Source organism: Eisenbergiella sp. OF01-20, assembly GCF_003478085.1.
Classification (GTDB): domain Bacteria; phylum Bacillota; class Clostridia; order Lachnospirales; family Lachnospiraceae; genus Eisenbergiella.
This window is the reverse complement of sequence record NZ_QUES01000006.1, coordinates 1-14,813: the sequence shown is the minus strand read 5'-3', so window position 1 is coordinate 14,813 and position 14,813 is coordinate 1. Positions and strand designations below refer to the sequence as shown.

At 51.5% G+C, this 14,813-nt stretch carries 9 protein-coding genes; all 9 read right to left on the bottom strand.

Translation table 11 applies throughout. From position 1 onward, the window contains the following. Nucleotides 1-22 precede the first annotated feature (22 nt). The 9 genes from DXA36_RS09750 to DXA36_RS09705 all read right to left on the bottom strand — a co-directional run bounded on the left by DXA36_RS09750 (nt 23) and on the right by DXA36_RS09705 (nt 14,584). Nucleotides 23-1,543 (bottom strand): alpha-N-arabinofuranosidase, encoded by a 1,521-nt coding sequence (locus DXA36_RS09750; protein WP_118678614.1) that lies wholly within the window; start codon nt 1,541-1,543, stop codon nt 23-25. A gap of 63 nt (nt 1,544-1,606) precedes the next feature. After that, entirely contained in the window at nt 1,607-3,121 is a 1,515-nt protein-coding gene (locus DXA36_RS09745) for a glycoside hydrolase family 43 protein (RefSeq protein WP_118678612.1), read from the bottom strand. A gap of 76 nt (nt 3,122-3,197) precedes the next feature. Continuing rightward, on the bottom strand, nt 3,198-6,185 hold the full coding sequence (locus DXA36_RS09740; RefSeq protein WP_118678610.1) for an endo-1,4-beta-xylanase: 2,988 nt from the start codon (nt 6,183-6,185) through the stop codon (nt 3,198-3,200). 154 nt (nt 6,186-6,339) lie between these two features. After that, nucleotides 6,340-8,139 carry an extracellular solute-binding protein gene (locus DXA36_RS09735; RefSeq protein WP_118678608.1) on the bottom strand — a complete coding sequence of 600 codons (1,800 nt, stop codon included), beginning with the start codon at nt 8,137-8,139 and terminating at the stop codon, nt 6,340-6,342. 134 nt (nt 8,140-8,273) lie between these two features. Continuing rightward, a complete protein-coding gene (locus DXA36_RS09730; RefSeq protein WP_118678606.1) occupies nt 8,274-9,197 on the bottom strand; it encodes a carbohydrate ABC transporter permease in 924 nt (307 codons plus the stop codon). Nucleotides 9,198-9,217: 20 nt separating this feature from the next. Further along, entirely contained in the window at nt 9,218-10,138 is a 921-nt protein-coding gene (locus tag DXA36_RS09725) for an ABC transporter permease (RefSeq protein WP_118678604.1), read from the bottom strand. A gap of 527 nt (nt 10,139-10,665) precedes the next feature. After that, nucleotides 10,666-11,745, bottom strand: coding sequence for a LacI family DNA-binding transcriptional regulator (locus tag DXA36_RS09715; protein ID WP_330425011.1), 1,080 nt, complete (start codon nt 11,743-11,745; stop codon nt 10,666-10,668). 302 nt (nt 11,746-12,047) lie between these two features. Beyond that, entirely contained in the window at nt 12,048-13,142 is a 1,095-nt protein-coding gene (locus DXA36_RS09710; RefSeq protein WP_243114612.1) for an SGNH/GDSL hydrolase family protein, read from the bottom strand. A gap of 26 nt (nt 13,143-13,168) precedes the next feature. Next, nucleotides 13,169-14,584 carry a family 43 glycosylhydrolase gene (locus DXA36_RS09705; RefSeq protein ID WP_118678596.1) on the bottom strand — a complete coding sequence of 472 codons (1,416 nt, stop codon included), beginning with the start codon at nt 14,582-14,584 and terminating at the stop codon, nt 13,169-13,171. Nucleotides 14,585-14,813: the final 229 nt, after the last annotated feature.

Below are 14,813 nucleotides of genomic sequence, written 5' to 3'. Positions count from 1 at the left end.
AGTTCTTTGCGAGCAGAGGATTTTACTCCTTGTTTTGCTTCACCCGTATCATCATCACGCTGCATGCCGGAAGGGTAAAGGAAAGCCCCCTGTCCGTCACCTGTATCTGGGTAAATGCTTCTTCCTTTACTGTTTCCGGTTCCTCAAAGGTATTATACGCCTGCATCCTCCCCCGTACAATCCTTGCCTCCACTTCGGCAGGCTTCCTTGTGGTGAGCACCACTTCCACTTCCCGCTCTTCCTCCGGAGACAGGTTGTTCAATGTTATGGTGAGCACGCCGTCCTTATCCTCCGAAACGGATTCCTGTACGTCGGGCACCATCTCCTCATCCTGCAGGCCGATTTTTCCCGTTCCCTCCAGCCAGCTTTCCACAAGCTGCGCATCCTGATGATATTTATACATATGGAATACATGATACGTGGGGGTGAGGAGCATTTTCTTCCCTTCCGTCAGGATGACGGACTGAAGCACATTTACGATCTGGGCGATACACGCCATCTTGATCCGGTCGCAGTGCTTATTGAAAATATTCAGAGACACCCCTGCCGTCAGCGCATCACGCATGGTATTCTGCTGGTATAGAAAGCCCGGATTGGTCCCCGGCTCCACATCATGCCAGCAGCCCCATTCATCCACCATCATCCCGATTTTTTTCTCCGGATCGTACTGATCCATGATCGCGCTGTGGCGGATAAGCACTTCTTCAATATTCATTGCCCGGGAAAGTGTGTTAAACCATACGGACTCGTCAAAATCCGTGGCGCTTCCCTTATGCAGCCCCTTTTCCACGCCCGCATAATAGTGTACGGACAGACCGTCCATAAAGCCGTGTGCCTGCGCAGGAGCCGGACTGCGGAAGCATTCATGAAGCACCCTGTCCGTCCATTCATAATCGTCCGCATTGGCCCCGCCGCAGATCTTGAATATGGGGGCGGACTTGTCATAGCAGCGGATATAGGTCTGGTATCTGCGGTACAGCTGGGCATAATAATCCGGCGTCATATTGCCGCCGCAGCCCCAGTTTTCATTTCCCACACCGAAATAATCCAGCTTCCATGGCTTTTCCCTGCCGTTTTTCCGCCGCCAGTCCGCCATGGGGGATACGCCGTCCAGTGTCATATACTCCACCCATTCGCTCATTTCCTGCACGGTGCCGCTTCCCACATTCCCATTCACATAGGTTTTGCAGCCAAGCTGCTCACACAGTTCGAAAAACTCGTGCGTACCGAAGCTGTTGTCCTCCGTCACACCTCCCCAGTTGGTATTGACCATTTTCTTTCTGTCAGCTTTTGGCCCAACACCGTCCTTCCAGTGATATTCATCCGCAAAGCACCCTCCCGGCCAGCGCAGCACGGGCACCTTCATTTCCTTCAGCGCCTCCACCACATCCGTGCGCATCCCGTTCACATTGGGGATTTCGGAATTTTCCCCCACATAAAGGCCCTCATAAATGCATCTTCCCAGATGTTCACTGAAATGTCCATAGATTTCAGGATTAATATGGCCAGTTTTTTTATTCTCGTTAATATATAATGTAATCATGTTCTGCCTCTCCTTTTTCTGCAGTGTTCAGACCACCGAACTCCTGCCTTGTCTGTTACCTGCTTACAGCTCCTGCACGGAGAAATCGCGGAAATCCGCATGTCCTCCTGATGTTTGCAGCCCATAACAGAAAATACCAATCCGGTATCCCACAAACATATCCAGCGTAAAAACCATATCCAGCGGCTTTCCCGCCGTCTGCCATTCTTCTTCCGGTATACGGAAGGCAAAGGATGCCTGATCGATCCGGTTCCTGTAATCAAACACAATCCGCAGCTGTACCACGGCATTTTCCAGCGGCTGTCTGTATTCCGTTTCTTCACCGCCCTCCCCCATCTGTATGCACAGAAGATATCTTGCGCCGTTCTCCACAGCGATGCCAACCTGCCCGAATCGTCCCTGCAGCGCACACAGCCCGGCATAATCTCCCTCCTTCATGCCGGAGGAATCCAGCGTTACGACACAGCTGCAGCCCGGTTCCATCGTCCGTTGGGTCAGGGTATTCCCGGCATCCTTCAGCCCGGAGGCCGTCCGGGCCACAGTCAGCCGAAGCCAGCCGGGCCGTTTTGTAAAGGACCAGCAGGAGGGGATGGGATTATGGTTCCACTGCCAGGGAAGGGCCAGACGGTTTTCCTCATGGCGGAAGCTGTCGCTGATTACCAGCGGCCGGGCCGGATAAGGGGCAAAGGGAACCGAAAAACATTCCGGAATACGCCACAAGAAACCGCCCTCTTTCTTCTCTCTTTTTATCCCCAAAAGGGGCCAGTCCTCTTCCCAGCGGACCGGCATGAGGAAGGGGATCCGCCCGGACGCCCCTCTGTCCTGGAAGAGCATGGCATACCAGTCTCCCGCTTCGGTGTCAACCAGCGTTCCCTGGGCCACACCGTGCCCGGGAAAACCGCAGTCATCATCCATCAGCACCCGGAACTCATATGGTCCCTCCAGACTGCGGGAGCGGAATACCACTTCCCTGCGTCCGCCGTCCGCCGGCCAGTCAATAAAGAAAAGGTAAATAAAACCGTTTCTTATAAGCGCCCGGCAGCCCTCGCAGCGCAGCCGCATTCCTTCCTTCGGCGTTTCAAACAGTGTACGGCGCAGGCCGTCTTTTCTTACCCCGCTCAGATCCGGTTCCAGCTCCACAATTCGGATTTCCCCGTTCCCATATACCAGAAAGCAACGCCCTTCCCAGAAAAGGAAGGACATATCATGGAACACCTCGCCGATTTCCGCCCGCTCCCAGCCGCTCTTTTCGATATCCTCCGAAGAGAAAATATAAGTCTTGCCGCTGTCATGGCTGACAAAGCAGGCATAATAACGGCCTTTGTAACGGGCCAGGCTGGTAGCCCACTGCCCTTTTCCGTAAGCATTCCTGCCGTTTTCCAGCCGGTATCTTTCATTCTCCTCCAATATATCAAATACATAGGATACCATTTCCCAGTGGCACAGATCCTTTGATTTCAGGATCGGCGCCCCCGGCGTATAAAACATCGTGGTGGATACCATATAAAAGGTATCTCCCACCCGGAGCAGATCCGGGTCCGGCATATCTGCCCGGATAATCGGATTTACAACCTCCATCCCTCATTCTCCTTCTGCAGCTTTCTGCATGGCAAATCAGTTTCCCGCGAACTTTGTTTTGTCGCGTGGTATCTGACTAGTTATGTTTTCTTGGGTCAATATCGTATACACGCCCTGCTTCCAGCACGGCAAAGGGTCCGGGCACCCTGCGTTCCTTCGGCGCCGTCCCATAAAAATCGTCCGCCGTCTCCATGGAAGCCTTAACAGGCAGCACTTTTTCCGGATCGGCCGTATACTCCTGCCTTCCTGTCCCGTGATGTCTGCCTCCGGGAACGTGATCCGCTTTTTCCATTTCCAGGGTCAGCTTTTCCGTATCCACCCGGATGGTAAAGAAGCCCTCCTGCCCTTCCCTGTCAAAGCCGTAAAACTCCTGCCAAGCCTGCAGATCCAGGCAGTTTTCCGGTGCAGGATACAGCACCCGCAGATACCCGCCCGGCATCTTCACATACAGGTTGCCCTGGGCGTCGTTATCCCTGGTGGGGAACTTAATGGCGGCCTCCCCGCAGTCATAGAACAGATTGTTGGTTATCCTGGCCTCCCTGGAGGTTCCCCCTCTTTTGTTTGCGCCGATACGGAAGGCGACCGGTTTGACAAAGTACCCGGCGCTGCGGCATTTTCCGATAAAATTGTTCACCACATGCAGTCGGTCCGTACCCTCGCCGTATACCGCATAGCCGTTGACAACTCCCGGTTCCTCCATCTTATACCAGCCTGTGGAACCCGGTTCGTTGGGCACATCCGCCTGTTGGAACCGTCCCTCCACATTCCAGAAAATATTGTTGTCTATGAGATTGATCCCGTCTCTGGAGCATTCGATGAAAATAGCTTCCCTCTGCTCGATTCCGTCCAGGAACAGGTTGCGGGTAATCCGGTTATTTTCATTTCCCACATCCATCCACAGATGATCGGCCCGGAAGGTTTTCGTAAATACATTCCGGCGTATCAGGCTGTTTATGCTGTTATGTACCTTGATGCCGCCCGCCTCCCAGGACAGTTCCATTTTCTGCCAGCCGGTTCCTTCGATCCGGTTGTCTTCGATCAGAAGATCAGTAGCAAACATTCCGGCGATGCCGCAGACGCCCGCATCCCGGATTTCACAGCCCCTTATCACGGTATGCCCGATAATCTGGTTTTCTATAAAGCTGTGGTGCCAGCATTCGTTGCCGATATCGATCCCCACACCGTTAGACCATTCGATTTTACAGTCCTCAATAATCCAGTGATGCCCCCTGTAACAGGAAATGGCCCCTCTCTGGGGTACGGGAGCACCTGTGGCCGCATGGGCACAGGTCAGGCCTTTCACCTTAATATAGGAAAGGAAGGGGATATCAGGAGCAAAACACTGCTCCCTGCAGGTCAGCTCTATGCAGTGAACCGCCGGATCCGAATCATCCTCCAGCCGGAAATGAACGGTCTGTCCATTGGCCTCCACCCAATACGAACCGGGCGTGCGGGACAGCTGGTTGTACAGCGCCACCTGCTGCAGGGGCTTTCCGTCACAGAAAACCATGCCTCTGCGGTTTAAGTAGGTGGTCATATCCGTCTTGTCATATTCAATATACAGGCGGTCATGAAGGATATTCACCGCACAGAAGGGATTATAGCCCCGGAAATCACCCGGATTCAGCCTGGTTTCCCAGATCTGCAGCCCCTCCGGCAGCTTTTCCGGTGCATCAAAGGAAAGCAGGTTCCAGCCCTGGCTGGGACGAAAATCCTTCGTTTCTTCGGATGCCTTGATGATCACCTCACCGTCTCCGTACGCTTCAAAGCTCACCATAGTTTCCGGGCTGCTTCCTCCGCTTACCGGACGGACACATTCCCGGTAAACACCCCCGTGGATCCATACCCTCGTACCGGGACCGGCCAGATTGGCGGCCGCCTGTATGGTGGCGAAGGGATGCTCCGGGCTGCCGTCATTGTCATCAGACGCTCCGGGATGGGACTTATTCACATGATATTCTTTTACGAACACCGGCGTTTTCTCCCAGAAGGCAAACCGTTCCCCGCCCGGCAGGCGGTCCGGGGTATCTGACTCCACGATTCCGGGTACGCCCAGAACCGCCTGGTAAGCCGCCTTGGGCCGGAACCCGTTCTGGAATAAAAGCGGATAGCTTCTTTCTTTACGGAATCCGGTAAGCCAGCTGTCATCATCCTGCATGCCCCAGAAGGTCACGCCGGTGATATCCGCCATTCCCTCTTTTTTGGCGCGTGTGAGTATGGTAAAGATATCCCGGTAGCGCTCCGCCAGGGCTTCCATGGACTGCCGGGACGGATCCGCGTTATGGATATCCAGCTCCGTCACCTGGATCTCCAGTCCCAGCCGCCCGAATGTCCGGACGGTTTTCTCGTACTCTTCCAAAGATGGGGTCTGCATGGTCATATGGGACTGCATTCCCATACCGTCCGCCAGCCCTTCCGAAAGCAGGGGTTTAAGCACCTGCTCACAGATAACCTCCCGTTTCCAGGGCAGGAACGTATCATAATCATTATAAAACAGGGCGGCCGATGGATCCGCATATTTTCTGGCAAACCGGAACGCCTGCAGGATAAAATCCTCTCCCACGGTTTCCGTCCAGAGGGATCGGCGCAGCGCCCCGTCCTCCACCGCTTCGTTCACCACATCCCAGGCATATATCACGCCCGGATACCGGCTCTGTACATAATCCAGCACCTGCCGGATATATCCCTCCAGCCTCGCCAGCATGGTTTCCCTGTCCGCAAGCGGCGCGTCCGCTTCCTTCCGGTACCCCGCCGCAAAGAACCATCTCGGCGTCTGGTTATGCCATACGAGCGTGTGGCCTCTCATTTTCAGCCCATGCTCCTTTGCGTAATCCAGGTATTTACCAATGCTGTGAAAGGATACGGCAGGACAGCGGTCATACCGGGCCGGATCGCTTCCGTTTTCCTCTTCGTCCAGCAGAAACTGAGGCTTCATCTCATTTTCACAGGTAATGGAATCATACTGCCGGCACAGCTCCCCCATCGCTGTGTGATCTTCAAACACCTTTGCCGGAACTGCCGCTCCTATTTTGAAATACGGCTGATATACTGTTTTCAAACTCATAATTACCCCTCCCTCCGCTTCTGCGGATACGTAACCGTTTTGTACCTTCCCCGTTACACTGACTCTAAAAACGAGAAAAAGGGGCTGACATCCGCCAGCCCCCCACTTATGTTTACTGCTTATATATTCCTTATGCCTTATTGGTTATGTCGTCTTATTCCGCTGCTTTTCTCGCATCGATAACAGCCTGATATTTTTCCGTATCGAAGGCAACCAGGTCATTCCAGCCAAAGCCTTCCAGCTGTGTGCACATATCATCCCACATCTGCTCGAATTCCGCATCATTGGCAGCGAATACCATACGCCAGGAAGCATCACATACCACGCTCTTACACTGGCTTCTGATCAGGGCGGTATCGGTATCGTCGCTGGCGAGAGGGATATTTACATTAGCAACCATACCCAGCTGGCCTGCATTCTTCATATATTCCACTTCATTCACAGCGCCGAATTTTTCAGACCATTCCTTTGTAGTTGCGGTCTGGTTCATTTCTATGGTAGAGGACCATAAGTTGGGCTCAAAATACTCTCCGGTCACCGGATTCATTTCCGAACTTCCTGCGATCCACTGGTTAATCTGGTTATTACCGTCGCTCCAAAGGCCGCCGCCCATTTCTTCGGGTACCGGAAGATCTCCTGTAAAACGATCCTGTCCTTCTTTGGTCAGTGTATAAGTACCATCCTCATTTACCGTATAAATCAGGCCTTCCAGACTGTTGTGCTGATAGGTCAGCCCTTCCGGAGAAGCAAGCCAGTCAAGCAGCTCCATAATCCGTAATTTCTTCTCTTCATCCACCTGGGAGCCTACGCCCCATACACGTCCGTCGCCGTAATAGGAATCCGCCATCTGGAAGAAGTTCAGCTTTTCTACGGGAGTATACATGTAGTTTTCACGGCTCTCGCCATGCTCCGGTGTATTCCAGAAACCATTCTGCCAGTTATACCAGAACAGATATACTCTCTTCTGCTTCATCTTGCTGTCACAGGCTGTCGTCCAGTCCTGGGTTGCGGAGTCGGGATCCACCAGTCCCATCTGGTTTGCTTTATAGAAAAACTGCAGTGCTTTGTAATAGCCGCCGTTTTTATCCGTCAAAGGCATGATGGTGTTATCGTTGCCGAGAAGGACAGATTCCTTTACCTGCTGTCCGAACCAGTTTGAAAGCAGATTGGCATTTTCAATACTTGTGCCGTCCCAGTCCTTCCACATGGTAATCGCAAAGGCTTTGTCCCCTGCCGCGTTGGTGGGATATTTATCCTGCATATCCTTAAGCATGTTCAGCAGGTCATCGGTTGTTTTCAGTTCCGGGCATCCCAATCCTTCATACAGATCCCACGGTACCCTGGGTGCACTTGCAACTTCCGTTCCCACAAAAGCAGTGGGGCCGTTGCTGTTCATGTTACAGGGAATTGCGAAAACGCTTCCTGCTTCCACGCCGTTCATGGTTCCGTTGAACAGATCGATCTGCTCTTTGTACTTTGTCAGGTTCTCATAACTGCCGATGATATCGCCGATATCCATAATCAGGCCGGCTTCCACACAGTCCTGCATTTCGGAGTTGTCGATGATAACGATATCTCCCAGATTTCCGGACGCACTACGTGTCTGATAAAGAGAATTGGCATCACCGGATACCTGCGGTGCGATAATGTTCAGCTGGATATTGAATTTGTCCTTAAGAACCTTGCCGAACCAGCCTGCCTGGATTCCCTGATAGTTGGCTGCCTTGTCATAAATCTCGATTGTCAGCTCCGTATCATGGGATACCACAGGAGCAGCTCCCTGTGCGGACGCTGTTTCCGTGCCGCCTTCTTCGCCGGCACTTGTCTGTGCTGCAGGCTCGGTGCCGCTGTTTGCCGGTGCCTGTGTGCTTTCGCCCTGTCCGCAGCCAGCCAGAATGGCCGATGCCGTCATTACAGCCGCAAGAGCCAGGGATGCTAAACGTTTCCTTCTCATATTGAATCCTCCTTGTTTTTCCGAAGGAAAAATGTCTGCCCGCTTATGCAGACAGAGGATTTATCCTCCTTGTTTTCTTTCTTTTGGGTCTATGTATAACAGAGGGCTTTTCCCCTGCTATTCTCAAACATGTTTTAGCCTTTGACCGCCCCTATCATGATGCCCTTTACAAAATATCTCTGGAAAATGGGATATACCAGGATAATGGGGATAACCACGATAATCGTTACGGTCATACGCACGCTGGTGGGCGTCTGGCTCGTAGCCACCGCCGCCGCCATGGACGCGCTGTTGTTGGTGTTGGCAAGGCCCGCCAGGGAGCTTGCCTGGTTCAGATACTGGTACAGGATAAACTGCAGCGGATACAGCTTGGTGTCCGTTACCAAAAGCAGCGTATCCTGGAAAGAGTTCCACTGGTTTACCGCAGAAAAAATCGCCACAGTTGCCATTATGGGCTTGATGACCGGCAGCATGACACGGAAGAAAATCTTCATAATCCCGGCCCCGTCAATCTGCGCCGCCTCCTGCAGTTCCTTGGGAACCGACTCCACAAAGGTCTTGGTCAGGATGATATAAAACGGGGAAATAACAGCCGGTAAAATATATCCCCAGAAGTTATTGGTCAGATGCAGGTTCCTCATAGTCAGGTACCAGGGGATGATCCCTGCGTTGAAATACATGGTTGCCACCACCAGCCGGTACCACAGCTTTCTGTGCCACATATTTTCCTGGGTGAACATAAAGCCCAGGAATGCGGAAGCGCCTACCGTACCCACCGTACCGATAACGGTACGCAGCACGGATATTTTCGCCGCCTGGAAAAGCCCGTCAATGCGAAGCGCGCTGATGTAATTCTGGAAATGCAGACCCTTGGGCCAAAACAGAATCACGCCCCTGGCGCTCAAATCATTGGCGCTGATGGTATTGATAAAAATATAGTAAAACGGATAAATACAAACTACGGCACAAAGTGCAAACAGGATATAGCAGACAGCGCCCAGCATATTATCGCCGAAGCTGTGGTGCATTTTGGTTTTGCGGGTTATTTCCTTGCTCATCTGTTCTCCTCCTAGTCTCCTTACAGGAAGCTTTCGCCGCGTATCAGCTTGGACATGGTGTTCGCAAAGAACAGAAGGATAAGGCTGACTACGCTCTTAAGCATACTGATTGCAACGGATACGGAATAGCTGCCGCTTCCCATCGCGGTATTGTATACGTACAGGTCAAGTACCTGAATGGTTTCTTTGTTAAAAGCATTCTGGAATACATAGTACTGTTCCATTCCGTTGGAAAGGAAATTGGCAATGTTGAGCATGAGCAGGACGAAGTAAGTGGGAAGGAGACTGGGAATCGTGATATACCATATCATCTGCATCCGCGATGCGCCGTCCACCTTGGCCGCCTGGTACATTTCATCATCGATTCCGGATATTGCCGCTATGTACATGATGGCCGACCAGCCCAGGTTTTTCCAGGTCAGCCACAGCCACATTGTCAGCCACACATGCTCGGAGGACTGTAGGAAAAGAATCGGCTCCGTGGTGATCCCCAGATTCTGCAGCAGGGTATTCGCCATACCTGTGCTGTTGAAAAGGCTGTAAGCTACGGAATAAACGAGCACCCAGCTGATGAAATTAGGCAGCGTGGTCACTGTCTGTACAAATTTACGGAAGGGTACGCAGCGCAGCTCATTCATGAATACGGCGAATATCATTGGCAGCCAGGAAGTCGCAAGCGTAATGCCGCTCATAGCGAAGGTGTTCTTGAGAACCTGCAGAAGCTGGTTGATTTTAATCGGGTTCTCCACCAGGGACTTAAACCATTTCAGTCCGACAAAATCATGAATGGAGAACGGCTTGGGCGGTTTATAATCGAAAAAGGCATATACCCAGCCATACAGAGGGTAATAGGAAAATATTAAGACCAATACAATAAAGGGCAGTACATAAAGGAACATTTTGATAGAATTCCATTTTTTCTTATTCTGAAAAAGATGCATACGTCTCTCCCTTCCTCCAAAGAGTTATTTATACTTGTTTATCGTTAAACCTTTTGCTTAGTTGGATTATATAACTGTTTTCCATCAAATGTCAATATAACTTTTCAAATTTTCATTTTTTTATACATTTAGCACAAAATATATTATTTTTAAAACCCATAAGTTCTTTGTTTTTGTAGTATATTTATAATTACGCCAACATATTACACTTGTATATCGTTTTACATATTATTGTATTGTTCCAAAAACATAAACCCTTTTTTGTGATTCCTTGGTAACCGTTTTGACTGCCCTTTTCAAAAACAGGGAACAGGAAAGTCGCTTTGGCCGGCATTCTCTCTTTCTGCAAAGGACCAAACGTCCGGATCGACGGACCCGCACGACGGATCGCCGTTGCTTCCGCGGCCATATTTCCCCGGCGCGGATGGCGCATCCCCCGGAGGTTTTTGTTTCATAGGACGAACTTTTCTATGAAACAAAAAAGGGATTGTATGCCCGTAGGTATACAATCCCTTTTTTCCTGCCTGTTAAAGCTTCTTCTTCACTGAACTTCTTACAACAAGAGAACAGGGAATCGCAATCTCAACAGGACGGTTTTCGGAAACTTCTTCCGTTTCCGTCTCTCCGTCAATGCACTCCAAAAGCATTTCCGCCGATTTCCGGCCGATTTCAGACAGAGGCAGACGCATGGTTGTCAGGGCCGGCCGGAAATATTCCGCCACATCCTGATTATCAAATCCGGCAACCGATATATCCTCGCCGGCCTTCAGTCCCTGTTCCTCCAGATAATCATAAACACCGCCGGCCATCAGATCCGACATGCAGAAGATCGCCGAAACCCCGGCATCCACAATCGCCCCCGCCTGTTCGTAGCCTGATTCCCGGTTCCAGGCACCGTAACGGACCCAATCCGGATTATAGGGAACTCCGGCTTCAAACAAAGCCTTCTGCGCCCCAAGAAGCCTTTTTTTCGTATGGATATTATCCGGCCGTCCGCCGATGATGCCTATCTGCTTATGTCCCATGGAAAGCAGGTATTTCACCATATCATACCCTCCCTTTTCGTCCTCAATCACCACGGAGGGTACTCTGGGAGAATCCGTATACGCGTAAGCCATCACCGCAGGCATTCTAAGCTCCTCCTTAAAAGGATGGATAATCCGGGCATGGCCCGCCACATAAATCAGTCCGTCCACCTTAATGGAACGAAGCTCCTGCAAAGCCGGCTCCAGCACGGAACGGTAAGCTTCTTCATTATTGAACCAGGACTCCTGCCATCTGGCATACAGACGCAGGTTCTGTACAATCGTCCGATACCCGTTTTCTTCGCAGCATGACATAATGCTTTCTATCATTCCCGGGGTACTGAACTGGGAAATATCCTCCGCAATGATACCGATCATTTTCGTTTTCTGGTTCCGCAGCCCCTGGGCAATATAATTCGGCTGATACCCCCTTCTTTTCACGACATCCAGCACCTTCAGACGGGTCTCCTCACTCACCTTGGGTTTCCCGTTGAGGATATTGGAAACCGTGGTTGCCGAAACATTACATTCTCTGGCAATTTCCTTTAGTGTAACCATTTTTAAACAATACCTTCTCCTTATGGAATTAGCAAATCCGTTTAACGATAAACATAAATAAAAAAGAGTTTTCTACACATCAGTCCTCTTTTTCTGTAAATTATAAGGAATTATAGCATTGTTAACCACAGCACGCAAGTGTTATTCATTTTAACATTTTGTTTTCTTTGTAATTAAGTCTTAAACCAGGTGTGTTATTTGTTTACCTCTAACCAAAAAAACAGTTCGCACCCCGTTCAGGACTGTGCCGTCATGGCTGCGTGTCCCAAAACAGGGTGTGAACTGCTTTCATGGCTTGTAACAGTTCCGGCAGGTCTGAACCGTTATCACGGCTTCAATACCGTATCCAGAACCTGTGCCTGGACCCTTGCCAGATAGTCATTGGGATGGTTCAGCAGATTCCCGGTCAGATCAAGATACCGCTTTCGTTCCATCATCGTCCGCTGGACATCCTGCACATCCGCAAGCACAATACCCTGTCCGCACAAAAGCCGCAGGCTTCTGGCATATTCTCCCTGGTGTGCGCAAAAATGCATGGGGTCGGTATCCGCCAGCGGATTGGGAAGGGTGGTGGCAATCAGGACAAATTCCGTTTGCGGCGATTCTCTGCGGATCGCATTCAGCAGGCACTTCGTCCTTTCCCGGTATTCCGATCCTGTGCACCTGTCATTCATCCCGAAGCCCAGAAGAACCAGATCCGGTTTATAGGAAGCCGCTCTCTCTGCGGCATTTTCTATGGCCCATTGGGTATCCTTCCCGCCTGCTGATGTATTTATGAATTCAATATCCGTCTTATAATAGTCCCGCAGGCTTTCCATAAGCAGCTCCGGCCACAGAGGCTGCCCCGGTTCCAGCCCATACAGGCCGCTGCAGTCACAGCCGCAGGAAATACTGTCGCCGTACAGGACGATGCGTACCTTTTCTTTCCGCTTTAACTTTCCGTACACACGGGGAAGGCGGGCGATCCGGGAAACGGGCCGCCATCCCTTCCACTCCTCCTTCGCTTCATAGGTAACCGCAATCTGCCAGCGGGTAACAAACTCCGGATTCCCTATGGCATTCAGGTTCAGGAACCTGCCGTCCGATACGGCCACCGGACCAAAATCCAGCTTTACGGCTCCGCCATCCTGCCCTTTCTGCGCTTCTTCCAGAGAGGCGTAATAAAAAGTCTCCCAGCCGGTATGGGGAATCCGGCTGTCTCCGGTAAGGCACAGCCGGCCCGCCTCCACATACCAGTCACGTCCCGCCTCAAAGTACTGTGTCTGATCATAGCTTTCTACCTTGATTATCTCTTCCGGTTCCAGAAGAAACGGGGCACTGCAAAGCCCCCCGTCCTCCACGCAGGCAAAAGTCTCACGGAAGATCTGCCCGCCCTTCCAGACCGGCCTGAGCATTTCATGTAAATTCGTCCTGTTTTTCATTTCCCGCACAGCTATTCCCCTCTTTTTTATTCCAGCGTGAAGGATGCCAGGCTCGCGCCGCCGTCTCCCTGGTAAACAAAATACAGAGACTGCACCCCGTCCGGTATGGTAATATCCGCAGAATATTCCTTCCACTCATTGGAAAACACGACGGGAATCCAGCCCAATACAGGCCCGTCCCATGCGGTTTTCACTCCAAACGCCCCCTTGCAGTAGCCCCTTACCCGGATGGCAACCCGGCGGACATCCTTACAGGCAAAATACTTAAATCCTGCATGTGCGCCGTCTCTCATATTTGCGATGTAACCCGTTTCTTCATCCCCGTCCCTGCCGTCCTGGGTAATTTTCGGGAACCGGCAGTCCATCCACTCTCCCGGCGCTCCGGTGGTAAACGCTTCCTCTCCGGTAAACAGACTGCAGGCAATGTATGCGGGATATTCCCCTTTTCCCGCCAGAGGGCCGCCGTTCCCGCCGCAGGAGGTCATTTCCGCCTGAATAATACTGCCGTCCTCCCGGAAGGAAACAGGCTCAACGCATCCCTGTCTGCTGAAATTGGTTCCGTCCGTATGGCGATGATAGAAAATATACCATTGTCCCCCGGCCTCCACAATGCTTCCGTGATTATTGCCGCCGTAATACATGGGCTTCCCCGCCGGCTTATAGGAATCGATATGCAGATCGTTATTGCTTACAATCACTCCTCCGTATACAAAATCCTTCATGGGATTTTTGCTGACGGCATAGCAAAGCTCATGCATGGCTACGGATGAATAAATGAAATAATAGGTATCTCCCCTCTTCCTGATAGAAGGCGCCTCAAAAAATTCATGCCCCTCGAAGCTGCTGCCTTTGCTGTACGGCTGGCTGGGCGCAATATTCACCGGCCCTTCCTTTATCGTGAGCATGTCCGCCTCCAGCACCGTTCCCATGGGACCGCTTCTTGACTTATCCCCTACAGCGCAGAAGCCGGTATACAAATACGTAGTATCCCCTTCCGTCAGCACACCCGGATCAAACTGCGGCTCGTCCCCTTCTCTCTCTCCCAGCCGGGTCCCGTCCGGATAATGCACATATCCGTAAAATTCATACGCCCCCGCAGGAGTATCACAGACCGCAACGGACACTACCGGCACCTTATCCAGCACATAATACAGATAATATCTGCCGTCAGGCCCCACCGTCACATCCGGCGCGTACAGGCACATATACCCGTCCGGGTTAAAGGGATCCTGGGTTTTTCGGTAAATCACTCCCTCATACCTCCAGTCTCCCAGATCATCCTCCGGCGCCGACCAGCAAACATAATCGTTCAGGCAATACGCATGCCCCCGGAAACGATCATGAGAGCCGTATACATACACCCTCTTATTAAACACGTAAGGTTCCCCGTCAGGGATATATTCCCAGGACGGCAGATAAGGATTAAATGCTTGTTTTTTCATCTTCCCGCTCCCATCCGCAGCTTCGGAGCCTCAGCAACTGCAGCAGCAGTCCCTTATCCCCGAAACAGCAAAAATTTTCCTGTATATTTGTCCTTATTTTTTCACAGCCCATTCCCCAAAGCAATGATTTATTCTCACATAAAATTGATTTATTCTACGATTTGTTGGGTGCAGATAAAAAGTTTGGCGTCCCCCGGCCCTGCTTCCCTGTGCGGCCTGCTGCCCTGCA

What these genes read in the sequence shown, in the direction of transcription:
- DXA36_RS09710 (WP_243114612.1), bottom strand. Translation starts at nt 13,142, where the DNA reads ATGAAAAACAGGACGAATTTACATGAAATGCTCAGGCCGGTCTGGAAG.
- DXA36_RS09750 (WP_118678614.1), bottom strand. Translation starts at nt 1,543, where the DNA reads ATGATTACATTATATATTAACGAGAATAAAAAAACTGGCCATATTAAT.
- DXA36_RS09745 (WP_118678612.1), bottom strand. Translation starts at nt 3,121, where the DNA reads ATGGAGGTTGTAAATCCGATTATCCGGGCAGATATGCCGGACCCGGAT.
- DXA36_RS09725 (WP_118678604.1), bottom strand. Translation starts at nt 10,138, where the DNA reads ATGCATCTTTTTCAGAATAAGAAAAAATGGAATTCTATCAAAATGTTC.
- DXA36_RS09740 (WP_118678610.1), bottom strand. Translation starts at nt 6,185, where the DNA reads ATGAGTTTGAAAACAGTATATCAGCCGTATTTCAAAATAGGAGCGGCA.
- DXA36_RS09705 (WP_118678596.1), bottom strand. Translation starts at nt 14,584, where the DNA reads ATGAAAAAACAAGCATTTAATCCTTATCTGCCGTCCTGGGAATATATC.
- DXA36_RS09730 (WP_118678606.1), bottom strand. Translation starts at nt 9,197, where the DNA reads ATGAGCAAGGAAATAACCCGCAAAACCAAAATGCACCACAGCTTCGGC.
- DXA36_RS09735 (WP_118678608.1), bottom strand. Translation starts at nt 8,139, where the DNA reads ATGAGAAGGAAACGTTTAGCATCCCTGGCTCTTGCGGCTGTAATGACG.